Source organism: Klebsiella sp. GG_Kp146 (assembly GCF_040061975.1).
Lineage (GTDB): Bacteria > Pseudomonadota > Gammaproteobacteria > Enterobacterales > Enterobacteriaceae > Klebsiella > Klebsiella quasipneumoniae.
In genome coordinates this window covers 109991-135747 of sequence record NZ_JBEAHA010000038.1, presented here as the reverse complement: position 1 = coordinate 135747, position 25757 = coordinate 109991, and the positions used below count along the sequence as shown (strand labels likewise).

Below are 25757 nucleotides of genomic sequence, written 5' to 3'. Positions count from 1 at the left end.
GTGGCGGCTGCGCCTTACCGGGCCTACGGGCAGTCTCTCCTCGCTCCGTAACGATTCAGGCCGGGCAAGCGCTGCGCCGCCCGGCAATGGGCAGCCGGGCTTAGCTGCCGCGGTAGGTCGACCACCCGCCCGGGGCTATCAAAAACGGCAGATGGAAATGGTCATCTGTCGCCTCGCCAATGACAAAATCAATCTGCGCCCGGGTAAAAACGCTCTCGCGCCCGACGCGGGCAAACCACGCCCCCGTTTCCGCGGTTAAGCAGTAGCGCCCCGCCGGCAGCGGCGCGGCGCTGAAGGCGGCGATACGCCCCTGGGCGTTCGTCACCAGGTTCGCCAGCGTCTCGCCCTCCCGGCTCAGGCTGACCGTCACGCCTTCCGCCGGCGTGCCGGTGGAAATATCCAGAATATGGGTGCTCAGGGTACTCATTCGCCAATCGCTCCTTCCAGTCTTAACATCGTAATTTCCCGCAGCTGGGCAAGCGCCTCAGCCACTTCTTCGTCGGCGGTATGCTGCAGTCGGCGCGTCAGCGCCTGCAGCATCTCTTCGCCGCTGCGCCCTTTGGCGCGGATTAAAAACACCCGGCCAAAACGAGCCTCGTAGCGGGCATTCCCCTCCCGCAGGGCCTGCGCCAGCTTTTCATTATCGCTGTCCACCGCCGACTGCTCCTGGCGCGACATCGTCGCATGCGCCTGGCTGCCGGTCGGTTTTTCGCCGATCCGCGGATGGGCGCTGAGCGCCGCGTTCAGATCGTTCTCCCCCCAGTCGGCCATCGCTTCCCGGGCGACCTGCAGCAGCGCTTCACGGCAGGCGAAGGGTCGCAAGCTCACCAGCGTATCGCTCCAGGCCGGGATCGCCACGCAGGGGGCCAGCAGTGCCACTGCCTCATCATGACTCAGACGGTTAAACTGTCTCAGCGCGATCATCCTGACTCCTTATCGTTTTCATCGCCGCCTGCTCCTGCGGCAGAACAAGGTTCAGCGCTATCGCCACCAGCCCACCGCTGGTGGCCGCCGAACCGAACAGATCGCCGACCATCGGCGGAAAATGGCTGAGAAACGCCGGCACCGACTCCACGCCAAGGCCCGCGCCAAACGCCAGACCAACGATCAGCACATCGCGTCGGGTGAGCGGGTTCTGGGTAATGATCCGGATCCCGGCCGCTACCACACAGCCAAACATCACCATCGTGGCGCCCCCCAGCACCGGCGCCGGGATCTGCCGCAGCAGTTCGCCCACCGGCGGGAACAGCCCAAGCAGGATCAGAATCACGCCAATGTAGCGCCCGACATAGCGGCTGGCCACCCCGGTCATCTGGATCACGCCGTTGTTCTGCGCGAAAGTCGTGTTCGGAAAGGCGCTGAGCATCGCGGCCACCATGCAGCTGACGCCGTCCGCCAGGATACCGCCCTTCAACCGGTTGCGGAAAGCGCGATCGTCAACAGACTGTTGCGAAATCAGCGAGTTGGCCGTCAGATCGCCCACCGCCTCCAGAATACAGACCAGCGACACCAGCGCCACCGGCAGAAAAATCGCGCTGTTAAACTGAAAGCCGAACGGAAACAGCGTCGGCAGGCGAAACAGGGTGTCGCCCAGGCTGTGAAGGTGGAACTGACCGCTCAGCCCTGCCGCCACACAGCCCACGGCAATGCCCACCACCACCGAGGAGAGCCGCAGCCAGCGGTTTTTGGCGCAGCTCAGCAGGACGATAACGCCAAGGGTACCCGCCCCGAGCGCGATATTGCTCATGCTGGCGAAATCCTGCGCCTTTTCGCCACCGCACCAGTTAATAACGCTGACCTTGATCAGGCTGATGCCGATCAGCGCAATCACGCTGCCGGTAATGATGGGAGTAAAGATTTTCTTCAGCGGTTCAATAAAGCGGCTGACAATCACCGGCACCAGGGCGGCGACAAAGTTAACGCCAAACAGCATCGCCATAATATCCTGCGGCCCGCCGCCCTGCGCTTTCACCCACATCCCTCCGGCTACCGCCACGCCAAGAAAGGCGAAGCTGGTGCCCTGCATGCAGATCATCCCGGCGCCAATGCCCCAGACCCGGTTGGACTGCAGAAAGGTACCGATACCCGAGGCCAGCAGCGACATACTGATGAGATACGGCAGCCAGTCGCCAAGTCCGAGGGTGGCGCCGATAATCAGCGGCGGCGTGATGATCCCCACCAGACCCGCCAGCACATGCTGGAGAGCGCTAAAAAAGGCCGCAAGCGGTGGGATCCGCTGTTCAAGGCCGTAAAGCAGGCCGCTGTGATGTTCGTCAGACATGGTGTTATCCCGTAGCAAAGAGAAGTGCAAGAGCTTCTGCACAAAGCAGGCCAGAGACGACCAAAGCGAACGAATAAATTTATTAATACTTTAAAATCATTAAGTTAAATCACTCCAGCCATGCCTCGCTCCCCACCGCTGCTGAACAAGGATGCTGAAACGATAGATTCTTAATGCAACATACAGAAACTTTTGATTCATAAAAAGGCAACCAATGCGTCACATTGCACCGACCTGGTGCGTCATGACCTATCGCTGTGCCTCAGGCCGGCGGTTTTCCTCCCTCCGGCGAACTGGTACGCAAATTGCTGTAGTCAGTCACAACATCGGGAGAAGGAGAAAAAAATGAAAGCAATCGTGATTGGCGCCGGCATCGGCGGCTTAAGTGCGGCAGTGGCGCTCAAACAGTCGGGGATCGACTGCGAAGTCTATGAAGCGGTGAAAGAGATCAAACCGGTCGGCGCGGCGATTTCCGTGTGGCCCAACGGCGTGAAGTGCATGGCCCACCTCGGCATGGGCGATATCATGGAAACCTTCGGCGGACCGCTGCGCCGTATGGCGTATCGCGATTTCCGCAGCGGCGAGAACATGACCCAGTTCAGCCTCGCGCCGCTGATCGAACGTACCGGCAGCCGCCCCTGCCCGGTCTCCCGCGCAGAGCTGCAGCGGGAAATGCTGGATTACTGGGGACGGGAAAGCGTGCAGTTCGGCAAACGCGTCACCCGCTGTGAAGAAAACGCCGACGGCGTGACGGTGTGGTTTACCGACGGCAGCAGCGCCAGCGGCGATCTGCTGATTGCCGCCGACGGCAGCCATTCCGCGCTGCGTCCGTGGGTGCTCGGCTTTACCCCGCAGCGCCGCTACGCCGGCTACGTCAACTGGAACGGTCTGGTGGAAATAGATGAAACGCTGGCGCCCGGCGATCAGTGGACCACCTTTGTCGGCGAAGGCAAGCGCGTCTCGCTGATGCCGGTCTCCGCCGGCCGGTTCTACTTTTTCTTTGATGTGCCGCTGCCGGCGGGTCTGGCGGAGGATCGTGACACCCTGCGCGCTGACCTTAGCCGCTACTTTGCCGGCTGGGCGCCGCCGGTGCAGAAGCTGATCGCCGCCCTCGACCCGCAGACCACCAACCGTATTGAAATCCACGATATCGAACCATTCAGCCGCCTGGTGCGCGGTCGCGTCGCGCTGCTGGGCGACGCCGGACACAGCACCACCCCGGATATTGGCCAGGGGGGATGCGCGGCGATGGAAGATGCGGTGGTGCTGGGCGCCGTTTTCCGCCAGACCCGCGATATTGCGACCGCCCTGCGCGAGTATGAAGCCCAGCGCTGCGACCGGGTCCGCGATCTGGTACTGAAGGCGCGCAAGCGCTGCGATATCACCCACGGAAAGGATATGCAGCTCACTGAAGCCTGGTACCAGGAGCTGCGGGAGGAGACCGGCGAGCGGATTATCAACGGCATGTGCGATACCATCCTCAGCGGGCCGCTGGGCTGACGGTCGCCATGGATTCAATCACCGCGCTCAGCGTCTGAATGGCCATCTGCGCAGGACGCGATAGCTGACGCGAAGGCGCGGTGCACAGCGCCAGAGTCAGCGGCCGCAGCAGCGTACTGCGCAGCGGGATAAAGGCCAGCTGTCCGCGCTGAACCTCGTCCAGCACGTCGAGCAGGCTGAGGAGCGTCACGCCGCTGCCGCGCAGCACCAGCGACTTAATGAGCCGGATATCATTGCAGCTGATGGTATTCTCCGGCGCAAAGTCATGGTGGCGATAGAGAAGCGCCACCCGCTCATGAACGATCAGCGGCGCGCCGGGCACGATGTGCCGCTCGAGGCTGAGCTCGCCCAAAGACAGAGCCCTCGCCCCCGCCAGGGGGTGGTCCGGGCGCATCACAATCCCCACCTCCAGTTCGGCAAAGGCCAGCACGCTGAGTCCGGCCTGCCCCTGCGGATCGAGGATCAGACCGACGTCCAGATCCGCCTGACGCACTTTCTGGCTGACGGTGTGGCTGTCGGCCACCTGCAGATCCAGCTCCAGCCACGGCCAGCTGGCGATAATCTCCGCCAGCGCGGCGGCGAAGCCACCTTCCGCCAGCGCCTGCACCATACCGACGCTAACGCTCCCGCGCTTCATCCCCTGCAGCTCATCAAATTTCTGCCGGGTCTGGCGAAACTCCTTCTGCCAGCGCAGCAGATTGTCATACAGCAGTTCGCCCGCGGTGGTCATCCGCAGTCCCTCCGGCAGCCGCTCGAACAGCGGTGTCCCGAAGGTCTCCTCGGCCTGCAGGATCTGGCGGTTAATCGCCGAGGCGGAGATATGCAGCTGCTCGGCGGCCCGGCGCAGACTGCCGCAGCGGGCCACGGCGATGAAATAGTGGGCGAAACGGGAAAATGGACTCATGGCGACCCTGTACTCTTTTTTGCAACAGCAGAGTGAATTAATGGTGATGGATGTGAACACCCTAATATGACAACAATAATCTCACAACAATAAAACAATCACCGATGTGAGCAGGAAGAGAAACCATGAAGACAACCACCCCCACGCCCCCCGCCCATTGCACCTTTGATCCAGAGGACTGGCTGCGGCTGGCCCGCTGCTGGCACCCGGTGGCCCGCGCCTGCGATATTGGCGGCGCCCCGGTTAAAGCCACCCTGCTGGACGAACAGCTGGTTATCTATCGCATTAAAGGTCAGGTGGTGGTCGCCCGCGACGTCTGCCCGCACCGCGGCGTCCCGCTGACCCTGGGGTTTCATGAAGAAGAAGGCATCGTCTGCCCCTATCATGGCCTGCGCTTTGGCGAGGATGGCCGCTGCAACCGCATCCCCTCCAGTCCGGGGCAACCCATTCCAGCCAAACTGCATCTCACCAGCTTCGCCGTGGAGGAGCGCTACGGGCTGATCTGGACCTGTCTGGCCTGCGATCCGGACAATCCGCCGCCGTTACCGACCATGCCGCACTGGGACGACGCCGGCTTTCAGCAAATCAACTGCCCGGCCTTCGAGGTGAAGGGCTTTGCCGGCCGCCAGGTCGAAGGCTTTCTCGATGTCGCCCACTTTGCGTGGATCCACACTGATACCTTCGCCGACCCGGACAATCAGCAGGTGCCGGACTACACCCCGCAGGAGACACCGTTCGGCTTTGTTGCCGACTACTGGAGCTCGGTGGGCAATTACCCGGCCAGCTCCGATTTCCGCGCGCCGGAAGGGTTCCAGTGGCTGCGTCACTTTGAAATGCATCTGCCCTTCACCGCCACGCTGACCATCCATTTCCCTGCCGATGCGAAGCTGGTGATCATGAACGCCGCCTCGCCGGTGTCGTCGCGCGTGACGCGGATGTTCGCCCCTATCGCCCGCAATTTTGACCTGCATGTGCCGGTGGAAGACGTTCATGCGTTCAACCTGCGGGTGTTTGAGGAGGATCGCCTGATGGTTGAGACCCAGCGCCCGGAGCGGCTGCCGCTGGATCTGACCCTGGAGGCGCATATTCCGGCAGACCGCAGCTCTATCGCCTACCGGCGCGGGCTGAAGAAGATGGGCTTTGGCGATTTCTTTCTGGTATGAGTGGAGGTCTTATGCGCGACATACTCCCGGTGGTGGTCGATGGCCTGTGGCGCCAGGGCGCGAAAAATCTGGCCGTTCGTCTGGTGAGCGCCGATGGGCAACCGCTGCCGGCGTGGACGCCCGGCGCCCATATCGACCTCCATCTCCCCTGCGGGCTTATCCGTCAGTATTCGCTGACCGGCAGCCCGGCCGGGCGGGATCACTATCTGCTCTGCGTCGCCCGCGAGGCGCAGTCGCGAGGCGGCTCCCGTTATATTCATGACACCCTGCGTCCGGGGCAGCCCTTGCTGATCTCTGCCCCGCGCAACCACTTTCCCCTGCGCGGGGGCGGCCACGTGGTGCTCCTCGCCGCCGGGATCGGCATTACGCCGCTGCTGGCGATGGCCCACGCCCGGGCGGCGTCCGGCGCCAGCTTTACGCTGCACTACTACGTCAGCCGCGCGCAGGAGGCCGCCTTCGCCACCGAGATCGCCAGCCAGCTCACCGGCGGAACCTGCCTGATCCACTGCTCTGCCGACGGAGAGAGTCCGCGCCTGCGGCTGGCGCAGGATCTGGGCGCGCCGGACGCCGACACCCGGGTCTATTTCTGCGGACCGGCAGGGTTTATGAACCAGGTGCACGACACCGCGCTGGCGGCCGGCTGGGCGGAGGCGCAACTGCACAGCGAAGCGTTCCAGCCGCCCGCCCCGACGGCGGCCTCGGCGGCGGACGGAACCTTCACCATCACCCTCGCCTCCACCGGGGAGCGCTGGCCGGTACCGGGGGACAAAACCATCGCCCGGGTGCTGCAGGAGCATGGCGTCGATGTGCCGCTCTCCTGCGAAATGGGGATCTGCGGCGCCTGCCTGACGCCGGTGCGGGAGGGAACGGTCGACCACCGGGATACCGTGCAGTCGGAGGCGGAAAAACAGGCAGCGGAGCAGCATATTGCGCTGTGCTGCTCCCGCAGCCTGTCGGCCAATTTAGTTATCGATCTCGCGGGATAAGCGACCGGTCTCCGGCTGTTCGGCGCGGGCGACCGGTTTCACCCGCACGGCGGTGAAGACCACGACCATCGCGGTCAACAGCAGCACACCGCTGCCGGTGAAGACGCCGCTGGCGCCGTGCAGATCGAACACCGCCCCGCCGCCGGCGGCGCCGGCGCTGATGGCCAGCTGAATAGAGGCCACCAGCAGACCGCCCGCGCTTTCCGCCTCATCCGGCACGGTGGTGGCCAGCCAGGTGGACCAGGCCACCGGCACCAGACCGAAGGCAAACCCCCAGAGGGCGACCAGCAGCCCGTCGAGCACGCTCAGATGGCCAAACGTCACCATCAGCAGCGCCAGGACGCTCATCATCAGCGGCACCAGCGCCAGGGTCAGACGCAGGCTGCGGCTCAGCAGATAGCTCGCTACCGAGGTGCCGATAAAGTTAGCGATACCGAAGCCGAGCAAAATCAGTGAAACGCCTTCAACGCTGGTCTGCGCGACGGTCTCAAGGAACGGACGCAGGTAGGTGAAGAAGGCGAAATGGCCGCTGAAAATCAGGATCGACGCCAGCATGCCGCCCAGCATACCGGGACGGCGCAGCACCCTGAACAGCGTGGAGAAGGTGCCAACGCTTTCCGGGCGCATGGAGGGCAGCACCCACAGCTGCCAGAGCAGCGCCAGCAGGCTGGGTATCGCGCAGAGAATAAACACGTTGCGCCAGCCGATCAGCTCCCCGAGGTAGCTGCCGAGCGGCGCGGCCACCACTGTGGCGACAGACACCGCGGAAAAGATGATCGCCAGCGCCTTCGGCACATGGGCCGCCGGCACCAGACGCATCGCCGTGGCGGTGGACATCGCCCAGAAACCGCCGATGGCGATCCCCAGCAGCAGACGACCGAGCAGGAGAAACGCCAGCGAACCGGCAAAAGCGACCATCAGGCTGGAGACAATCTGCAGCACGGAAAAAAACATCAGCACCCAGCGGCGGTCGATATTGCGGGTGGCGGTGGCGATCAGTAGGCCGGTGACTAACGCCACCAGCGCCGTGGCGGTCACCGCCTGCCCGGCCATCCCTTCGCTGACGCCGAGGCTGCTGGCCATCGGCGTTAACAGGCTGGCGGGCAGAAACTCGGCCACGATCAGGCCGAACACCCCGAGGGCCAGGGCATAGACGGCACGCCAGGCAGGCCTGACGGGGGTCAGGCTTGCATCAGCAGCTATGCAGGAAGTCATATACATCTCTCCAGGTTTATTAACATCCTGGCCATCTTAGGGGCTTACCTCTGGACGATATATGATGCATACTCTTCAGTTATTGATTATTCGTCCGGAATTACCATGAGCCAGCCTACTATCGACCTGACCAGCGAACTGCTGCGCGGTATGCGCCTCTCCGGCGTGAATTACCGGCGCATCGAAACCTCCCGCCCGTTTGGCGTCGGTTTTAGCGCCGTGGCGGGCAAAGCCCAGTTCCATTTCATCAGCCGCGGGCCGGTGCTGCTGCGCATGGCCAGCGGAGAACAGTTCACCCTGGAGAGCGGCGACGCGCTGTTTATTCCCAACGGCGACGGACATGCCCTGCTCTCCGATCCGCAGGCCGCGGTGGTGAATGTGGCGCAGTTGAACAGCGAAACGGTGTGCAGCACGGTAAGTTGCATCAACGCTGGCGGCCAGCCTGACTGCCCGGAGCGCGCCGTGATTTTCAGCGGTTGCATGGACTTTGAGCTCGGCGGCATGCAGCCGCTGGTGAAGGCCATGCCCGAAGTGATGCGGGTGAGTTGTCTGCTCCACACCTGGCCGGAGATCCAGCCGCTGCTGGCCGCAATGGAGCGGGAATCCCTCACCCGCCAGGCGGGCTATGCCGGGATCCTCGCCAGGCTGGCGGACGTGGTGGCCGCGCTGATTGTGCGCGGCTGGGTGGCATGTGGGTGCGGTAACGCCACCGGCTGGGTGCAGGTCCTGCGCGATCCCCGGCTGGCGAAAGCGATCTACGCCATGCATCAGCGTCCGGGCGTTAACTGGAAAGTGGAAGATCTGGCGCGGGAGGCGGGGCTGTCGCGCTCTCTCTTCGCCGAGCGTTTTCTTGCCGCCACCGGCACCACCCCCGCCCGCTATCTGACCGAATTGCGTATGCGGCTGGCGGTGCAGTACATCACCCACGAAGGCCAGGCGCTGGAAAAGGTGGCCTTCCGCCTCGGGTATCAGTCGCTGGCGGCCTTCAGCCGGGCTTTCAAACGCATCACCGGCCAGCCGCCGGGGGCCCTGCGCGCCACGACACGCTAGAGTCAGCCTTCATATAAAGCGATACACGCCGTTGCCAACGCGAAAGCGTTGCCCCTTAAGCGCCGGGTTGGCGACGCGAAACACCAGTTCGGTCAGCTGGTTAGCGGCTCCTTCGCGGAAAGTAAACCACTGGCCGCCCACGTCCAGCCCCTGCTCCCCCTGTGGCGGGAAGCCCAGCAGCGCCTGCCAGCGATCGCGCACCGCCTGCGGATTGTCCACCTCGAACACCGCCTGCTCGAGCACAATGTCGCCCAGCGGATGAGGCACGTCCAGCACCTGGGCGCGCAGCCGCGCCAGCCGGGTCTCGTCGTCTTCTCCCCACTGCAGCACAAAAGGATAGACCAGTCCGTCGGTGTCGCCATCGATGGTGAAGATCCGCCAGCGGATGACATTGCCCTGCGGATCGTGGCGCTGGCCATCGACGATCGGTGACACCGCCAGCCCCTTGCGACGCAAGTGGTCATGGGTGGCGTCGATGTCGTCGCTGCGCAGCGCGACGCGAAACAGCGCTTCGTTCTCCGGCAGCAACCGCGCGGCATCCCGCGAGAGCAGAAACCTGTCCGTCGCGGCGCGCAGTTCGTCCGGGTCGGAAATGGCGAGGAATTCGATATAGGTCAGACCAAAATAGCTCAGCGCATTGCGGGTTCCCCACCCCGGATGGCGCCCACCGGCCACCGCCCGCAGCTGCTGTCCGGCAAAGGTTTCAATTGCCGCTTCCGGCTGATTCACAAACTGTACTGCGTGGTCCCACTGCAAGGTTGCCATGATCTCTCCCGCGGTTGTGCCTGTTCAGGCGTCTGCGGCAAAAGATAGTGCCGGGGTGAAGGGAATAGCAAACAAGAATTAAGTATATCGAAAGCTGGATACGTGATTTATATCAACGCGGTATATGGAGTCTGAAAGGCGATGAAACGGCGGACTAACGAATGGCCCGCCGGCGGGATCAAACCGACCCTTCTTTCTCAATCACCAGAATACGCGCCGCCCCCTGGGGATGAGCGACATGCTCGCATCCCACCTCGGCGTAGAAGATATCGCCGGCGTTCAGCACGATCACCTGCTCCTCGCCGTTGACTTTCACATGCATCGCCACCTGACCATCCATGACGGCAAACACCTCCTGACCGTCGTTGATGTGCCAGATATAGGGTTGGTCGGTCCAGTGCAGGCGCACGGTGGTGCCGGAAAAATTGGCGATATCCAGCGCGCCCCACGCGCGGTCGGCGGTGAAATCTTTACTGCTCCAGCTCTGCATAATGATGTCCTGTGGTAAGGGTTATTTTTTCTGCCAGTTTGCCCATGGATCCGCTTTCTCTGCCGGCGCATCGTCGTCGAGCGAAGCCAGATACATCGCCTCCACCTCTTTGCGCGCCCACGGCGTCCGGCGGAGAAATTTCAGGCTGGACTTGATGCTGGGATCGCTTTTAAAGCAGTTAATGTTGACCTGGCGGGCCATTTCCGCCCAGCCGTAGCGCGCGACCAGGGCATTGAGCAGCGCTTCCAGCGTCACGCCGTGCAGGGGATCTTTTGAACTGTGCATGAGGATACATCCGTTCCGCATTAAAAAAGTGCGCCCACCTTACTGACTCTCGGTGACGGGCGCAACGGCTTCAGTTCGCCCTTACGCCTTTATCTATTTAACGCAAAAGCACTGAACCCCGCGCGAACATAAATTAGAAAATAACGTTATTGGTTGATTATCTGGCCCTGAGGCAAGCTGTGCTCAGCCCCGAACAGAGGAAATCACCATGCGCTGCTGTTGTGCCCGAACCCTGAACCTGAATCGACCCATAACATATTATCCCGTTTTCGGAGAACACAATGAACGCGACAACCCTGCCGATTCTCGATCTGGCCCGCTACGCGGACCCCGCGGATAAAGCGGCCTTCCTGGCCGACCTGCGCCACGCCGCCCGCGACATCGGCTTCTTTTATCTGATCAACCACGGTGTCGACGACGCGCTTCAATATGAAGTTCAGCGCCAGTCCCAACGCTTTTTTGCCCTCGATGAGGCGCAAAAACAGCAGGTGGCGATGATCCACTCCCCCCATTTTCGCGGCTATAACCGCGCGGCCTCTGAGCTGACGCGCGGCCAGCCTGACTGGCGAGAGCAGTTTGATATCGGCGCCGAACGTCCGGCGCTGACCCTCAGCGATGACGCCCCGCGCTGGCAGCGCCTGCAGGGTCCGAACCTGTGGCCTGCCGCCCTGCCGTCGCTTAAACCGGTATTACTTCACTGGCAACAGCAGATGACCCAGGTGGGGATCCGCCTGCTGCGCGCCTTTGCCGAAGCGCTGCAGCTCCCGGAGAATGCCTTTGACCGACTCTATGGCGACAAACCCAACGAGCATATCAAACTGATCCGCTATCCCGGCCAGCAGGAGACGCAAAGCAGCCAGGGCGTCGGCGCCCATAAAGATTCCGGTTTTCTCAGCTTCCTGCTGCAGGACGAACAGAAAGGGCTGCAGGTTGAGGTGGCGCCCGGGCAGTGGATCGACGCCGTGCCGCTGGCCGGCAGCTTTGTGGTCAATATTGGCGAACTGCTGGAGCTGGCCACCAACGGCTATCTGCGCGCTACCGTTCACCGGGTGGTGTCGCCGCCGGCGCAGCAGCAGCGCCTCTCCATCGCTTTCTTCCTTGGCGCCCAGCTTGACGCGGTGGTGCCGGTTTATACCCTGCCGCCCGAGCTGGCGCGTGAGGCGCGCGGTCCGGACAGCGACCCGCACAATCCGCTGCTGCGCGATGTCGGCTGGAATTATCTCAAGGGCCGTCTGCGTTCCCATCCGGACGTGGCGGAACGCTACTATCAGGACGTGTTTCGCGAACGCGCCGAGCAATTGATCGTTTAACCATAACTAAAAAGGAACACACCATGAAATATGCCGCTTTTAAACTGGCAGGGGTCGCACTGTCTCTTTCTCTGGCATGGACGTCTGCCCAGGCCGCCGCGCTGCGCGTCGCCGCGGACCCGGTTCCCCACGCGGAGATCCTCAACTACATCAAAAAAATCGATCCCAGCCTCGATCTGAAGGTGGTGGAGCTGACCAGCGGGGTCAACGCCAATGAACTGCTGGCCAGTGGCGACGTGGATGCCAACTACTTCCAGCATGTTCCCTACCTGAAGGATCAGGAAAAAGCGCTGGGTAAAACCTTTGCCGTCGCGGCCACCGTGCACATTGAGCCGCTGGGGATCTACTCGCATAAACATAAAAATTTCTCGTCGCTGCCGGACAACGCCACGGTGGCGGTGCCGAATAACACCACCAACCTGAGCCGTGCGCTGTTCCTGCTGCAGGCGCAGAAGCTTATCAAGCTGGACCCTAAATTTACCGACCCGGCCACCACTCTGGCGACGCCAAAGGATATTGTCGAGAACCCGAAACACCTGAAGATCCTGGAGATTGAATCGCCGCAGATCCCGCGCTCCCTCGACGATGTCGACCTGGCGGTGATTAACGGTAACTACGCCCTCGAAGCCGGGCTGGTGCCGGCGAAAGACGCTCTGGGGCTGGAAAGCGCCGAGCATAACCCCTACGCCAATATCCTGGTGACCACCCCAGCCCTGGCCAATGACCCGCGCATTAAGGCGCTGGCGAAAGACCTGACGTCGCCGCAGGTAGCGGAGTTTATCCGTAAAAACTACAACGGCTCGGTGATCCCGGTGGCCCCTCAGTCATGATAACCATCGAAGGGCTGAGCAAAACCTACGCCGGAACCGGCCGACCGGCGCTGAACGATATCGCGTTACAGATCCCGAAAGGGGCGATATACGGCATTCTCGGGCGCAGCGGCGCCGGCAAAAGTACGCTCATCCGCTGTCTCAATTTGCTGGAGCGGCCCACCTCGGGCCGCATTCTGGTGAACGGACAGGATATTACACAGCTGAATAAGGCGGCGCTGCGGGATTATCGCCTGCGTACCGGGATGATTTTCCAGCACTTCAATCTGCTGCATGCCCGCACCGTCGCCGACAACATCGCGGTGCCGCTGGAGATAGCCGGGGTGCCGCGAGCCGCTCGCGAAGCGCGGGTGCGCGAACTGCTGGAGCTGGTGGATCTCAGCGACAAGGCCGCCGCCTTCCCGTCTCAGCTTTCCGGCGGGCAAAAACAGCGCGTCGGCATCGCCCGGGCGCTGGCCGCCCGACCGGAGGTGCTGCTGTGCGATGAGGCGACCAGCGCGCTGGATCCCGAGACCACCGCCTCGGTGCTGGCTCTGCTGGCGGATATTAACCAGCGGCTCAATCTGACCATTGTGCTGATAACGCACCAGCTGGAGGTGGTGAAAACCATTTGTGACCACGCGGCGCTGCTGGAACAGGGCGAAATTGTCGAAAGCGGCAAACTCGCCGACCTGCTGGTGACCCCGTGGTCACGGCTGCGTCAGTCGCTGCTGCACGACCCGCAGGCTGAACAGGATTTTCTTACCCGTCACGGCGTTCAGGGGAGGCCATTATGCGGAGTAGCATGAGCTGGGAAGATTTGTGGCCGTTATTACTCGACGGCACGCTGGATACGCTCTATATGGTGGGCCTGGCGGCCCTGTTTACCGTGCTGATCGGGCTGCCCACCGGTGTGTTGTTATTTATTTCCCGCGCCAACGGCCTCGCGCCGATGCCGAAACTGAACGCGCTGCTGGGGGCGGCGATCAACATCGGCAGATCGTTACCGTTTATCGTGCTGCTGATCGCGCTGATCCCTTTTACCCGCCTGATCGTCGGCACCACGCTGGGCAGCACCGCCGCTATCGTGCCGGTGACCATCGGCGCCTTTCCGTTCTTTGCCCGCCTGACGGAAAACGCGCTCGACGAGGTGGATTACGGGAGAATCGAAGCCATTCTGTCGATGGGCGGCAACGTCTGGCACGTGATTTTTAAATCTCTGCTGCCGGAAGCCCTGCCGACGCTGCTGGCCGGGATTACGCTGACCATCGTGATGCTGATTGGCTTTTCGTCGATGGCCGGGGTGATCGGCGGCGGCGGACTCGGCGACCTCGCCATCCGCTACGGCTATCAGCGGTTCAATAATGAGGTGATGTTTGGCACGGTGCTGATCCTGGTGGCGATGGTTCAGGGCGTACAAATGGCCGGCGATCGGCTGGTGCGCCGCCTGGCACACCGCCGCTAACCGTCAGACATTAATTCCAGCCGCACTCAGCCGCCAGCTGGCGGACCAGACTGGCGGCGTCACACTCGCGGATCAACCCCACACCCTGCCCGGCCCAGTGTGCGCCATACTCATGGACGCCCTGGGCTTTCGCGGCGGCGGCCAGCGCTTTGCCGATATCATATGCCAGCGGATAATCCGGCACAGCGCTCGCCGGACAGGCTTTCCCCACTGCGCAGAAGGTATTCGCCAGACAACGTGCCGGACGCCCGGATATCGCTGAGGTCAGTACCGTACGCCCGTCAATGCTGTTAGCGATCGCCGCGCGGTAGCCGGCGTCGGCGGCCGATTCCGGACAGAGTAAAAACGCCGTGCCGAGCTGAGCGCCCTGCGCCCCCAGCTGCATCACGCAGGCGATCCCCGCGCCGTCCATGATGCCCCCGGCGGCGACCACCGGGATGGTCAGCCGACGCCGCAGATGTTGCACCAGAGTAAAGGTGCTCATCTGCGCGTCTGGCTCCTGCGGGGCGAAGATCCCCCGGTGCCCGCCCGCCTCAAAGCCCTGAGCGACCACCACGTCAATCCCCTGCTCCTCAATGACCTGCGCCTCCTTAAGCGACGTCGCCGTGGCCATGGTGACGATCCCCTGCTGTCGCAGGCGCTGAATCGCCTCGCGCTCAGGAAGGCCGAAATGAAAGCTCACCACCGCGGGTGAGAGATCGAGAAGCAGCTCCAGCATGGCGGTGTGGCCGATAAACGTCTGGTATATCTCCCTAAGCGACGCCGGAGGGAGACTGCCAAAGCGGGTAAAATGGGGGCGCAGCGTCTCAGCCCAGTCCGCCTCCCGTCGGACGTCGCGCCGGGGCGGCGCATGGCAAAACAGATTGACATTAAACGGCCGGTCCGTCAGCTGGCGGGTGGCGACGATCATCGCTTCCGCCTGGGCAACGGTTGAAGCGCCCAGCCCCAGCGAACCCAGCGCCCCGGCATGACTCACCGCGGCAGCCAGCGCGGGGGTGGAGACGCCCGCCATCGGGGCCTGGATCAGGGGGTAGTCAATATCAAGAAGCGAAAGCAGTGAATTTTGCATGGGTTCCTCGTTCATGAGCGATGCCGGAGGCTTACCATCTCTTTTAAAGATGATAAGATCAACATCATTATCATATTGAGAATAAAAATATGAACCACAGCACACTGCAGATTTTTATCCAGGTGGCCGACACGCAAAGCGTCACTCTGACAGCAAAACGGCTTGGCCGCGCCCAGTCCAATATCACCACCCGTATTCAGCAACTGGAAGAGGAGCTTGCCGTGGAACTCTTCGTCCGCGGCAACAAAAAAATGGTGCTGTCGCCGGCAGGCGTTCAGTTTCTCAGCTATGCCCGGCGGATCCTGAGCCTGGCGGAAGAGGCAAAGCAGAGTCTGCATCCAACCACGCCCGGCGGCAGCCTGCGGCTGGGCGCGATGGAGGCGACCGCCGCCAGCCGTCTGCCGCCGCTGCTCACCCGCTTCCAACAGCGGTGCCCGCAGGTGGATGTCACGCTCAGCACCCGGCCGACCCGCCAGTTAACCGAGGGGGTATTAACCGCCGCCCTTGATGCCGCGCTGGTCTGCCTGCCGCCAGGGACGGATGGCCAACCGGCATGCCCGCCCGGCCTGGGATCTGTCCCGGTGTTTCAGGAAACCCTGATGCTGGTCCGTCCGCAGAGCGCTGGCCCGCTGCGGTTCGCGGCATTTGCCAGCGGCTGCAGCTATCGGGCGCTGGGAGAGCGCTGGCTGGCGGAACAACAGGCGGCCGTGGAGGTGCATGAGGTGAGCTCCTATCACAGCATGCTGGCCTGCGTGGCCTCCGGGCGCTACGCCTGCCTGTTGCCGCAGAGCGTGCTGGCGCTGATGACGCTTCCCGAAAACAGCTTAAGCGAACCGCTGTGCGAGGCGACCACCCAGCTTATCTGGCGCCAGGGGTTCAGCACCTCCGCCCTCAGCGAGTGGCGCATCCTGTTGCAAAGCGCCGCGAATGGCTAAGCTAAAAGAGGAGACCGCGACGCATTCGCCGGAGGCGAACCTGAGCTCTTACCGACAAACGCAGAGGCGTTTTGCCGCTACAGTATCCACCCGAGCGACAAAATCGTTTTCGCCAGGTCGCGGCCATGATGCCGCTTTTTTGCCGGGTGGCGGCTGCGCCTGACCCGGCCTACTGGCGGCGCTTAGCCGGCTATAGGGATCCTCCGCTTCGTAGGCCCGCGCAAGCGCAGCGCCGCCGGGCGCCAGTTCGCGGCCATGAAGCCGCTTTTTTGCCGGGTGGCGGCTGCGCCTGACCCGGCCTACACCTTTTGGGAGTCATTATGTCGTTCTGCCACATGCGCATCGCCAGACCGGTCAGCGAACTGGAGAGCACCGCCAGCATGTATTGCGCTGGGCTGGGGCTGCAGCAACTTGGGAGCTTTACCGATCATGAAGGATTCAGCGGGATGATGATCGGTTCGCCGGATGCCAGCTGGCATCTGGAATTCACCCACTGCCGCCACCATCCCGTTACCCCCTCGCCAGGAGATGAAGATCTGCTGGTGCTGTACTATCCGCAGCCTGAGGCCTGGAAGGCACAATGCAGCGCCATGGACGCCGCCGGGTTTCTGCGCGTCACGGCATTCAACCCCTACTGGGAGGTCAACGGCGTCACTTTCGTCGACCGCGACGGCTATCGCACCGTGCTGCAAAACCGCGCCTGGGGGGAAGTGCGAAACGTTTCACATCACGAGGAGCCTCAATAACCTCCCGGAGGTGACCCGCACCACGCCCGGCGGGGGCGTTAAGCCTGTTCCGCCCGCAGCCACGGCGTCACGGTAAGCCCGGCCAGCAGACCTTCCGGACTGAGCAGACGGGTGACGGTCTGCCCCCACGGCTCGTCGCGCGCGGCAACAAGGAGATGGTACCCCTGCTGCTGCAGCCGCGCCGTCGCCGCGGCAAGGTCGCGGACCTCAAATTCAATCCACGCCTGCGGCACCGGCTCCGTCTCCGGCCACTGCTCCTGACCAAAACAGGACTGCGCCGCCTGCGCCAGCGGCCACAGCGCAAAATGCTTCACCCCGCCGATGGCATCCTGCTCGCTAAGCAGATACGCCTCGTTACCCGGCATCGACTTCAGCGGTAATCCCAATGCCTGACAATAGAAATCACGGCTTTGCGCGGTGCTTTGGGTAATAGGGCCGAAGCCCGCAATGAACATAACGTCAATATCGGCGAATTCCTGGGACATATTCTCTCCTCAAGGCGGCGGCAAGATACCGTCATCATGCCCCGAAGCCGGCGTCAGCGGCAACACCGTTAATGACGGCGGCGAGGCCATCGATCACGGATAAAACGCCCTCGCCACTCGCCAGCCTCTTCGCGGCGCGTTATGCTAAACATCCCTATGTATTAACCCTTTATCCCTATGAGCACTTCCGTCAGCACCACGCAACTTAATCTGCGCATCATTTCGATCGTTGTTTTTACCTGTATCTGTTATCTCTCTATTGGTCTGCCGCTGGCCGTTCTGCCGGGTTATATTCACTATCAGCTGGGCTACAGCACCTTTGTCGCCGGGATCGTGATCAGCCTGCAGTACATCTCGACGCTGATAAGCCGGCCGCACGCCGGGCGCTACACCGATATCTGGGGCCCGAAAAAAGTGGTTAGCCTCGGGATCGTCTGCTGTCTGCTCAGCGGCGCCTTCACGCTGCTGGCGGTAATGTTGCAGGCGATGCCGATGCTGGCGATTGCCGCGCTGTTGGCGGGCCGGGTGTTTCTTGGCGTCGGCGAAAGCTTTACCGCCACCGGCGCCACGCTATGGGGGATCAAAACCGTCGGCGCGATCCATACGTCGCGGGTGATCTCCTGGAACGGCGTGGCAACCTATGTGGCGATGGCGGTCGGCGCGCCGCTGGGGGTCACCCTTAACCAGTATTTCGGCATCAGCGGCTTTGCCACGGTGGTGGTGCTGGTCGCCGCCATCGGCCTGCTGTTCGCCCGCACGCGGCAGGACGTCAGCGTGACCGCCGGCGTCAGAGCGCCCTTTCACGCGGTGGTGCGCAAAATCTGGCCTTATGGGCTGGGGCTGGCCTTTGGCACCGTCGGTTTCGGCGTTATTGCCACCTTTATCACCCTCTACTTTGCCGCGCACAGCTGGCAGGGCGCCGCGTTTACCCTCTCGCTGTTCAGCGTCGGCTTTATCTGTGTTCGCCTGGTGCTGGGGAACACCATCACTCGCTATGGCGGGGTCCCGGTATCCCTGGCCTGCTTCGTCATCGAATGTCTCGGCCTGCTGCTTATCTGGCTGGCGCCGTCGGCCTGGGTGGCGGGGATCGGCGCCTTTCTCACCGGCTCGGGTTTTTCGCTGGTCTTCCCGGCGTTGGGGGTTGAGGCGGTAAAACAGGTGGAAGAGCAAAACCAGGGGACCGCCCTTGGCACCTACTCGGCGTTCCTTGATCTCGCGCTGGGGCTGACCGGGCCGCTGGCCGGCTGGGTCGCCGGTTACTACGATCTCGCCACCCTGTATCTGCTGGCGGCAATCGTCGTAGTGTTCGCTTTCCTGCTGATTTTACGCGTATATCTGCAACAGCGGGCCGCGGTCAGGACGTAGCCAGGCCCGGCTCGCGGAACGCCGCGGGCCGCCGACACCGGCAAAAAACGAATCGGCAATTGACGACGATTCGGCTTCCGTGCCAACATCCCCTTCAGCGTCTGGCGACAGATGCAAGGACGGTGGCGGAAAACAACAGAGATCGCGCAACGATCCGGCCCGCCGCCGTAGTCCAATCCGAATCACTGACCCACACGGTGAATTCCTGATTCTGGCGGGAAACACAGACATGCACCAAAGTTTTAATCAGCGCGTTCATTTCTATTACTGCGTCCTGGTCGCGCTGAAGATGCACGGAAAGTCGAAAAAGTCGGGCGGTATCAGAGGAAAGAACAACTTTCTGCTGAAATGGCTGCGCCGGGCGCAGGATAACAACATTTTCCCTCCCGATATCACCAGTGAAATCGAATGGCTGCGCGGGAAGATTATTCAGGCCGGCTACGATACCGATCTCGAGCCGATGCTGGATTTTGTTTACGCCACCGCCAGCCGCGCCGAAGCGCTCAAGAACGCCGAATAAGCCACTGCGCCCGCTGCGGGCGCAGATGCTGCCCAATCCGCTTACTCCCTGACAATGTGCACATCACGCACGGGATAGCCTGCTGAGGTCACTTTATCGGTGACACTGTCACGCACGGCAGATGCTGCAGTGGATCATTTCCCCCTGACAGGCGGCCCCGGGCGTTCTATGCTTTGCCCTGTCTCCCTTACACAGGACAACGCCCGATGGCCGACTGGAACCCTTCCCTGTATCTGCAGTTTGACGCTGAGCGCACCCGCCCGGCGGCTGACCTGCTTTCCCGTATCGCTCACCTGCAGGTCGAGAGCGTCGTTGACCTTGGCTGCGGGCCGGGCAACAGTACCCGCCTGCTGCGTGCCGCCTGGCCGCTGGCGGCGATCGTCGGTATCGATAACTCCCCGGCCATGCTGGGCCAGGCGACGCAGGCCTTACCTGACTGTGAGTTTATCGAGGCCGATATCGCCAGCTGGCGGCCTGCGCAACCGCCAGACGTCATCTATGCCAACGCCTCGCTGCAGTGGCTGGCGGATCATGAGACGCTGTTTCCGCATCTGGTTAACCAGCTGGCGGAGAACGGTACGCTGGCGGTGCAGATGCCGGATAACTGGCAGGAGCCCTCCCATACTCTGATGCGTCAGGTCGCCGGCGAGCTGGGATTGCCGGACCGTGGTCGCCAGCCCTTGCTTCCGCCGAACGCCTGGTACGATCTGCTCACCCGTCAGGGCTGCGAAGTTGATATCTGGCGCACCACCTATTTTCATCCGCTCGCTTCGCATCAGGCGATCGTCGACTGGCTGCAGGGCACCGGACTGCGACCTTATCTGACGGGCCTAGATGAACCGGCCAGGAGCGCCTTTCTGACCCGCTATTTGGCATTGCTGGCCGACCACTATCCGTTACAGTGTAACGGAATGGTGCTTCTGCGCTTCCCGCGTCTGTTTATCGTGGCGCGAAAAAGAGCCGCCTGACGGTTGGCCTGAGCAAGTCGTAAAACATAACCAACACATAAATAAGAGCGGGCCAGCTGACCATCCTGATTTTCAGGATTAACTATCCTGAACATTGCGATATTCAACACATTCCTCAGCGTGCGACAGTGACGACCACTTCAACCTGTAACGGGAGTCACTATGCATACCCCCCCTGTCGATCGCCACACGCTGGCCGCCATTGCGCCAAAACTGGCCGAACTGACCGAAACGGTGCTGTTTGGCGATATCTGGGCACGCAGCGAGCTGTCGCTCCGCGAACGCAGCTTAATCACCCTCTCCGCCCTGACGGCGCTGGGCAAAACGGAGCAACTGCCCTGGCATATCGCCTACGGCTATCAAAATGGCCTGAGCCAGGAGGAGATGGTCGAAATGTTTACCCACCTGGCGTTCTACGCCGGCTGGCCGGCGGCGGCCAGCGCCCTGACCTGCCTGAACGCGCAGGAGGCGCCATGCCTCTGACGCGTATTTCGCTTGGCGCGGCCTGGCGCCCCGCGGAGTTTGCTCAACTGTCGGCGCTATTCCATGAATGCCTGGTGGCGGAGTTTGACGTGCCGCCGGCGGACAAATTTCAGTTTATCGAGCAGACCGCCGACGGACAGCGCATTTACGACCCGCATTATCTCAGCTGCGGGCGCAGCGCCCGCTTCGTGCTGTTTCATATTTTCGCCGGGAAGCCGCGCCGCCGGGCGCAGAAACAGGGGTTCTACCGTCGGCTGTGCGCGCGGTTAGCCGATGAGATGGCGGTCAGCCCGAAGGACGTGATGGTGGTGATCCAGTTTAACCAGCTGGAGGACTGGAGTTTCAGCGCCGGCATAATGGCGGGTGAATAAGACAGGCGGCGCCTGCAGAGCGCCGCGATTCAGGCTATTTTGTTGCTACCAGGCGAGATGATGCACCAGTGACAGATCCCAGGCCGTCGCCAAGAGCGAAAGAAACATTATCAGATTGACCACTGTTTCGAGACGTTTTTCCATCGTTGCTTCTCCTGAGCCTGTTTCCCCTGTTATAGCGGGAAAAGCTTAACAACATCTTATCGCTTCAGGAGTCGAGGGTGATCCTGTAGCGCACATAATCGTCAGCCGGGGTGAATTCATCATACAGGTGGCGGGCGGGATTATCACGGCGAGTATGCCAGTACAGACGTGACCAGCCTTTCTCAGCCCCTTCGGTTTGCAGCGACTTAATCAGCGTTCTGGCAATGCCTTGTCCGCGGAAGGCAGGATCGACGAATAGATCCTCCAGATAGCAGATCGGCGTGGTGACCCAGGTGCCTTCGTGCAGAATGCAGATAGCGAACCCCACCACGGTATCATCCACCACCGCGACTCTGCCCAGCACGGGTGAGTTCACCTCCAGCATCCGCTGCCAGGTGCATTCGGTCACCTCTTCCGGCTGCGGGCTGCCGTAGAAGCGGGTATAGCCTTCCCAGAGCTGAAGCCATTCGGCTTTGTCATGCGGCCGAACTTCCCGGATATCGATGACCATGCGAGTTTCCTTACAGATGAATGAATTAGCCTGCGAACATTGGCAGGAAATATGTGATATGTGTTAAGGCCATTATTTTCCTGCGCAGGTATTTGTTCAAGCGGCTTAACCACAATTCTCCCCCTGCGCAGGGCGATTTGGCACTAAAAAGCCTTTTGCAGCGAGGCTGCCGACCGGCTTAATCTGGTTAATAAAAAAGTATGTTGTAACTAATTCGAGTGCGATTAAACCCGGCCGCAGCCGGGTGAATAGACTCCGCTTTCAGCAGAGCGGCCTGACGGCGTCGCGCATACCGCGGGTCAGGATAGCGTCAAGGTCAGCGGCGACCTGCTCCACCAGGCCGGGGATCTGGCTGAGATCCTGCTCCCAGTGGGACTCCACGCTGAGCACAGCGGAAACCAGCTCGCGGGTGCATATCTGGCCGTCACGATGGCGCGCCCAGAGCGTCTGGTAGCGCGTCAGCCATTCCGCATCATCCTGTACCGGATAGCTTGTCCCCTCCCGCTCTCCCCGGTAGAAGGCGATCAGCGCCGCCAGGGCGAAGGTCAGGCGCGGCGGCAGCGCGCCATGCGCCTTCTGCCCTGCCAGCAGCTGCGGCAGAATACGGGTGCGGTATTTGGTCATGCCGTTGAGAGCGATCGAGAGCAGCTGATGTTTGATATAGGGATTACGGAAGCGCCCGGTCACGGCGCTGGCGAATGACACCAGCTCATCGCGCGGCAGATCCAGCACCGGAATAATCTCGTCATAAATCGCCTTTTCGACAAACGCGCAAATTTCCGCATCGTTCATCGCCTCGCCGACGGTGTCGATCCCGGCCTGGAAGGCCACCGGCACCAGGGCGGTGTGCGCCCCGTTGAGGATCGCCACTTTGCGCTCTTTATAGGGCTTGATATCGTCCACGATGCGCACATTGAGCGGCAGCTTATCGAGTCGCAGCTCGCTGGCTAATGAGGCGGGCCCCTGAATAACGAACAAATAAAAGTGCTCGGCAGTATCGAGGAAAGCGTCCTGATAGCCGGTTTGCGCCTCCAGAGCCGCCACTTCATCGCGCGGGTAGCCGGTCACAATGCGATCCACCAGCGTGGAACAGAAGGTATTTGCCGACGTCAGCCAGTTGATAAAGGCCTGCGGCAGCTGCCACTCGGAGGCATAGCGCAGCACCAGCGTCTGCAACGCCTCGCCGTTATAATCGATCAGTTCGCAGGGGATGATCACCCATCCCTTATCGGCTGCGCCGGCAAAATGCTGGTAGCGTTCAAACAGCAGGCGGGTCAGTTTTGCCGGATAGCTTACCGGCGGCGCGTCATCAAACCGATCCCCGGCATGGTAGCTGATGCCCGCCTCAGTGGTATTGGAAAAGACAAACCGCATCTGGGGGTTATGCGCCAGACGTAAAAAAGCGTCGTAGTCAGCGTAAGCGCTGATTTCCCGGTTGACCGAGCGGATCAGCCGCGCGTCGCTCACCGCTTCGCCCTGCTCGTTGAGACCGCGAATGATAGTGGTATAGAGGCCGTCCTGGGTGTTCAGGGAGGGTGGGAAATCGGTGGCGATAGGACGAACGACCACGATGCCAGCATTCAGGTCGGTATGCGTGTTGAGCAGGTCAATCTGCCAGTCAACGAATGCGCGCAGGAAGTTACCTTCTCCAAACTGGATGATACGGTCAGGGTACTGCGCGCCGGGGAAATCACGACGGTTTAACGTTTTCACAATGGGTTCCCTCTAAGAGTAGTCATACAACCTGAGTAATTGGTCCAATAACTTATCAGGTTTTACTACCAGTGAAACCCTGTTTTGATCAAAGGATTCTGTAATAACCGCCGTCAGGGAAGAAACTTATAGAACAGTGAAGTGGCGGTCATCTCACCGTCAGGCATCAGCGCATAGCGCGGAATTTCGCCCACTTTTTCCCAGCCACAGCGGACATAGAACTGTTCCGCCCCGCTGCCGGTCGCCGTGTCCAGCACCAGCACCGTCTTGCCTACCCGCCGGGCGGTTTGCTCCAGCTCCGCCATCAGCGCGTTGGCAATCCCCAGGCGACGGGCATTTTGGTGAACCAAAAGTTTGGCCACGTCCGCACGATGGGGTTGGTTTTCCGGTTGGCTGGTGATCAGTTGCACGGTGCCGACGGGACGTTCCTCAGCGTCAAGGGCGGCCAGCACGATGCGCTCCCCGGCCGCCACGCTGTTGGCGACATGTTGCCAGAAGGTCGTCGCCGTCTGCTGACTGAAAGGCAGCATAAAGCTCACCGAGGCGCCGCCGTTCACGCAGCTCGCCAGGATATCGCTTAATGCCGGAAGGTGATGAAGAATATCGTCGCGCGATAGCGTGCGCAGTGAAAATGATGTGATCATACTAGCTCCTTGTTTTTGACCACATCACTATATTTTAACCAAGCATTAACACAAGCATAACACCTATAGGATTTTCTTATGGTGCGCTTTCCGTCAGCGTCGGCATACAGATGCGGTTACGGCCTGTCTGTTTGGCTTTGACCATTTCATCGTCCGCCGCCAGCAGCAGCTGGTTAAACAGCTCGGTAATACGGGCCTGGCCCACCTCGCGTGTCTCCAGTCCCATACTGATGGTCAGGTGGATCGGGTTATATCCCCAACCGAAAGCTTGCGACTCTACGCCGTGGCGGATCTTCTCCGCCAGCAGGTAACCCTGCTGGGTACTGTCGACCACGGCGGCGACCGCAAACTCCTCGCCGCCGATACGGGCGACCATACCCTGCTCGCCCACCAGTTGTCTGACCTGCTGGGCAAACTGAGTCAGTACGCAATCTCCGCCCTCATGGCCCAGGGCATCGTTCACCCTTTTGAAGCCATCGATGTCCAGCACCATCACCGTCAGCAGTTTATCGGCCGGCAAGGCCTGACGCTTCAGCGCCTCGCTCAGCCCGGAACGGGAATAGACCCGGGTCTGGAAATCAAAATCGGCGCGCAGGGCCAGCTGTTTCACCAGCATGTTAATCGCCTCGACGCTGGAGGCGACGATCACCGGACTTATCAGCATCGCCGCGATCCCCAGGCGAGTGGAGAACAGCTGCCACGGCTGCATTCGCGTATCCGGCGCAAAGTGAATTAACGAGTTGGCCACCAGCAGTATCTCGCCGATGCCGGTGAGAAAGGTCAACAGGCAGGTCAGCGGCAGCGGATAGCGCACGGCGCACCAGATCAGGGCCGGTAACGGGAAGGTAATGCTGCCGGCGCCGCCCACCGCCACGCCGAGGGCAATCGACAGCACCAGCGCCAGCGCGGGCAGCAGCTGGCGAAAGCGAAAACCGCTTAACGCGGAGGGCAGCGTCAGGGTCAGAATAAACGGCAGAATAAGCACCGCCGTCGAGAACTGCTCGCTAAACCAGTCCGCCAGCTGGGGAATAAAGGTGGCGCGCTCGACGTCCACCGACCCCAACGCGCCGACCGCTGCGCACAGCAGCGCGGCTAACAGACAGAAACAGAATAAATTAAGCGCGTTAATCGGGCCGGGCATCGAGTCGGCGCGTCGTTTATCCCACAGCACCAGCTGCGCCAGGGTCACAATAAAGACAATATTGGAGAAGTTAATCAGTAATGAGGCAAAGCCCATTCCCCAGCGCGAAGTTAATCCGTCATAGACCAGCATTGCCGCAAAGCAGACGGCATAAAAATAGCTGCGATTAAGCCATACGTAGCGCGCAAAGATCCCGGCCATCACTGCGTTGAGCGGCCAGAAGAAAGAGAGCTCCTGCACCAGACGCAGCATCGCGCCCAGAAAATGCAGCAATAGCGTTAACGTAAATAAGACCAGTGCATCGCGCACGGGTTGTTCTTCACGAAACAGCGTAAATGACCGAATCGACAGTGAAGACATTCAGTAATTATCCGTCTAATTGTTTCAGGCAATTATTATGTTAATAGTTAGTTAGCGGATTATCATAACATGAGAATAT

General features: G+C 61.4%; 29 protein-coding genes. 15 read left to right on the top strand and 14 right to left on the bottom strand.

Annotated features, from left to right (window positions below; translation table 11 throughout):
* Window positions 1-100: 100 nt before the first annotated feature.
* From uraH to ABLU95_RS22260, 3 genes are read right to left on the bottom strand one after another with little or no spacing between them, the layout of a single operon-like run.
* Window positions 101-427 carry a hydroxyisourate hydrolase gene (gene uraH, locus ABLU95_RS22270; RefSeq protein WP_065882401.1) on the bottom strand — a complete coding sequence of 109 codons (327 nt, stop codon included), beginning with the start codon at window positions 425-427 and terminating at the stop codon, window positions 101-103.
* Window positions 424-924, bottom strand: coding sequence for a 2-oxo-4-hydroxy-4-carboxy-5-ureidoimidazoline decarboxylase (gene uraD, locus ABLU95_RS22265; protein ID WP_032452825.1), 501 nt, complete (start codon window positions 922-924; stop codon window positions 424-426). Before uraD ends, uraH begins: the two co-directional genes overlap by 4 nt.
* Window positions 902-2281, bottom strand: a complete 1380-nt coding sequence (locus ABLU95_RS22260) for a nucleobase:cation symporter-2 family protein (protein ID WP_348880407.1) — start codon at window positions 2279-2281, stop codon at window positions 902-904. The genes uraD and ABLU95_RS22260 overlap by 23 nt, the downstream gene beginning before the upstream one ends.
* A 345-nt stretch (window positions 2282-2626) precedes the next feature.
* Between ABLU95_RS22260 and hpxO the strand changes: the two genes are divergently transcribed.
* Window positions 2627-3781, top strand: coding sequence for an FAD-dependent urate hydroxylase HpxO (gene hpxO / locus ABLU95_RS22255; RefSeq protein WP_348880406.1), 1155 nt, complete (start codon window positions 2627-2629; stop codon window positions 3779-3781).
* Here hpxO and hpxR read toward each other — a convergent pair.
* Window positions 3762-4685: a LysR family hpxDE operon transcriptional regulator HpxR gene (gene hpxR / locus ABLU95_RS22250; protein WP_348880405.1), complete on the bottom strand. Its 924-nt coding sequence runs from the start codon at window positions 4683-4685 to the stop codon at window positions 3762-3764. The two genes, hpxO and hpxR, sit on opposite strands and share 20 nt — an antisense overlap.
* Before the next feature lie 125 nt (window positions 4686-4810).
* On the opposite strand from hpxR, the gene hpxD reads away from it, so the two are divergent.
* Window positions 4811-5848, top strand: a complete 1038-nt coding sequence (gene hpxD, locus ABLU95_RS22245; protein ID WP_171878999.1) for a molybdenum cofactor-independent xanthine hydroxylase subunit HpxD — start codon at window positions 4811-4813, stop codon at window positions 5846-5848.
* A gap of 11 nt (window positions 5849-5859) precedes the next feature.
* Window positions 5860-6834 (top strand): molybdenum cofactor-independent xanthine hydroxylase subunit HpxE, encoded by a 975-nt coding sequence (hpxE, locus tag ABLU95_RS22240; protein ID WP_241516048.1) that lies wholly within the window; start codon window positions 5860-5862, stop codon window positions 6832-6834.
* On the opposite strand, the gene ABLU95_RS22235 is transcribed toward hpxE, so the two are convergent.
* Window positions 6811-8049 (bottom strand): MFS transporter, encoded by a 1239-nt coding sequence (locus ABLU95_RS22235; RefSeq protein WP_065882452.1) that lies wholly within the window; start codon window positions 8047-8049, stop codon window positions 6811-6813. The two genes, hpxE and ABLU95_RS22235, sit on opposite strands and share 24 nt — an antisense overlap.
* A 105-nt stretch (window positions 8050-8154) precedes the next feature.
* Here ABLU95_RS22235 and ABLU95_RS22230 point away from each other — a divergent pair, with 105 nt between their 5' ends.
* Window positions 8155-9099: an AraC family transcriptional regulator gene (locus tag ABLU95_RS22230; protein ID WP_065882393.1), complete on the top strand. Its 945-nt coding sequence runs from the start codon at window positions 8155-8157 to the stop codon at window positions 9097-9099.
* Window positions 9100-9108: 9 nt separating this feature from the next.
* Here ABLU95_RS22230 and ABLU95_RS22225 read toward each other — a convergent pair whose 3' ends face one another.
* From ABLU95_RS22225 to ABLU95_RS22215, 3 genes are all read right to left on the bottom strand, one after another.
* Window positions 9109-9864 (bottom strand): VOC family protein, encoded by a 756-nt coding sequence (locus ABLU95_RS22225; protein WP_241516049.1) that lies wholly within the window; start codon window positions 9862-9864, stop codon window positions 9109-9111.
* Between the two features lie 178 nt (window positions 9865-10042).
* Window positions 10043-10354 (bottom strand): cupin domain-containing protein, encoded by a 312-nt coding sequence (locus tag ABLU95_RS22220; RefSeq protein ID WP_023289656.1) that lies wholly within the window; start codon window positions 10352-10354, stop codon window positions 10043-10045.
* 21 nt (window positions 10355-10375) lie between these two features.
* Window positions 10376-10639, bottom strand: a complete 264-nt coding sequence (locus tag ABLU95_RS22215; RefSeq protein ID WP_004205937.1) for a VF530 family protein — start codon at window positions 10637-10639, stop codon at window positions 10376-10378.
* Window positions 10640-10920: 281 nt separating this feature from the next.
* On the opposite strand from ABLU95_RS22215, the gene ABLU95_RS22210 reads away from it, so the two are divergent.
* From ABLU95_RS22210 to ABLU95_RS22195, 4 genes are read left to right on the top strand one after another with little or no spacing between them, the layout of a single operon-like run.
* Window positions 10921-11949, top strand: coding sequence for an isopenicillin N synthase family oxygenase (locus ABLU95_RS22210; RefSeq protein WP_049014130.1), 1029 nt, complete (start codon window positions 10921-10923; stop codon window positions 11947-11949).
* Between the two features lie 23 nt (window positions 11950-11972).
* Window positions 11973-12779: a MetQ/NlpA family ABC transporter substrate-binding protein gene (locus ABLU95_RS22205; RefSeq protein ID WP_032452814.1), complete on the top strand. Its 807-nt coding sequence runs from the start codon at window positions 11973-11975 to the stop codon at window positions 12777-12779.
* Entirely contained in the window at window positions 12776-13567 is a 792-nt protein-coding gene (locus ABLU95_RS22200) for a methionine ABC transporter ATP-binding protein (protein WP_023289653.1), read from the top strand. Before ABLU95_RS22205 ends, ABLU95_RS22200 begins: the two co-directional genes overlap by 4 nt.
* Window positions 13564-14223, top strand: a complete 660-nt coding sequence (locus ABLU95_RS22195; RefSeq protein WP_072096700.1) for a methionine ABC transporter permease — start codon at window positions 13564-13566, stop codon at window positions 14221-14223. Before ABLU95_RS22200 ends, ABLU95_RS22195 begins: the two co-directional genes overlap by 4 nt.
* 10 nt (window positions 14224-14233) lie before the next feature.
* Here ABLU95_RS22195 and ABLU95_RS22190 read toward each other — a convergent pair whose 3' ends face one another.
* A complete protein-coding gene (locus ABLU95_RS22190) occupies window positions 14234-15307 on the bottom strand; it encodes a nitronate monooxygenase (protein WP_241516051.1) in 1074 nt (357 codons plus the stop codon).
* Window positions 15308-15381: 74 nt separating this feature from the next.
* Between ABLU95_RS22190 and ABLU95_RS22185 the strand changes: the two genes are divergently transcribed.
* Both ABLU95_RS22185 and ABLU95_RS22180 read left to right on the top strand, forming a co-directional pair.
* Window positions 15382-16227, top strand: coding sequence for a LysR substrate-binding domain-containing protein (locus ABLU95_RS22185; protein WP_101861580.1), 846 nt, complete (start codon window positions 15382-15384; stop codon window positions 16225-16227).
* 320 nt (window positions 16228-16547) lie between these two features.
* Window positions 16548-16973 (top strand): VOC family protein, encoded by a 426-nt coding sequence (locus ABLU95_RS22180; RefSeq protein ID WP_032452805.1) that lies wholly within the window; start codon window positions 16548-16550, stop codon window positions 16971-16973.
* 38 nt (window positions 16974-17011) lie between these two features.
* On the opposite strand, the gene ABLU95_RS22175 is transcribed toward ABLU95_RS22180, so the two are convergent.
* Window positions 17012-17458: a VOC family protein gene (locus tag ABLU95_RS22175; RefSeq protein WP_137916264.1), complete on the bottom strand. Its 447-nt coding sequence runs from the start codon at window positions 17456-17458 to the stop codon at window positions 17012-17014.
* Window positions 17459-17635: 177 nt separating this feature from the next.
* Here ABLU95_RS22175 and ABLU95_RS22170 point away from each other — a divergent pair, with 177 nt between their 5' ends.
* From ABLU95_RS22170 to ABLU95_RS22150, 5 genes are all read left to right on the top strand, one after another.
* Complete coding sequence (locus tag ABLU95_RS22170; protein WP_023289646.1) at window positions 17636-18823, top strand: MFS transporter; 1188 nt, start codon at window positions 17636-17638, stop codon at window positions 18821-18823.
* Window positions 18824-19052: 229 nt separating this feature from the next.
* Window positions 19053-19343 (top strand): hypothetical protein, encoded by a 291-nt coding sequence (locus ABLU95_RS22165; RefSeq protein ID WP_008804940.1) that lies wholly within the window; start codon window positions 19053-19055, stop codon window positions 19341-19343.
* 206 nt (window positions 19344-19549) lie between these two features.
* Complete coding sequence (gene tam / locus ABLU95_RS22160) at window positions 19550-20311, top strand: trans-aconitate 2-methyltransferase (protein ID WP_137916265.1); 762 nt, start codon at window positions 19550-19552, stop codon at window positions 20309-20311.
* A gap of 162 nt (window positions 20312-20473) precedes the next feature.
* Window positions 20474-20794, top strand: a complete 321-nt coding sequence (locus ABLU95_RS22155) for a carboxymuconolactone decarboxylase family protein (protein ID WP_023289644.1) — start codon at window positions 20474-20476, stop codon at window positions 20792-20794.
* On the top strand, window positions 20785-21165 hold the full coding sequence (locus tag ABLU95_RS22150) for a tautomerase family protein (RefSeq protein ID WP_261901449.1): 381 nt from the start codon (window positions 20785-20787) through the stop codon (window positions 21163-21165). Before ABLU95_RS22155 ends, ABLU95_RS22150 begins: the two co-directional genes overlap by 10 nt.
* A 208-nt stretch (window positions 21166-21373) precedes the next feature.
* Here the strand turns inward: ABLU95_RS22150 and ABLU95_RS22145 are convergent, their stop codons facing one another.
* From ABLU95_RS22145 to ABLU95_RS22130, 4 genes are all read right to left on the bottom strand, one after another.
* The gene (locus ABLU95_RS22145) at window positions 21374-21820 is read right to left on the bottom strand and encodes a GNAT family N-acetyltransferase (protein WP_032452801.1); all 447 of its coding nucleotides are present in this window, start codon (window positions 21818-21820) and stop codon (window positions 21374-21376) included.
* A 261-nt stretch (window positions 21821-22081) separates the two neighbouring features.
* Window positions 22082-23533: a tagaturonate reductase gene (locus ABLU95_RS22140; RefSeq protein ID WP_060590741.1), complete on the bottom strand. Its 1452-nt coding sequence runs from the start codon at window positions 23531-23533 to the stop codon at window positions 22082-22084.
* A 113-nt stretch (window positions 23534-23646) separates the two neighbouring features.
* The gene (locus ABLU95_RS22135; protein ID WP_065882383.1) at window positions 23647-24177 is read right to left on the bottom strand and encodes a GNAT family N-acetyltransferase; all 531 of its coding nucleotides are present in this window, start codon (window positions 24175-24177) and stop codon (window positions 23647-23649) included.
* A 76-nt stretch (window positions 24178-24253) separates the two neighbouring features.
* Complete coding sequence (locus ABLU95_RS22130; protein WP_348880404.1) at window positions 24254-25678, bottom strand: diguanylate cyclase; 1425 nt, start codon at window positions 25676-25678, stop codon at window positions 24254-24256.
* Window positions 25679-25757 lie beyond the last annotated feature (79 nt).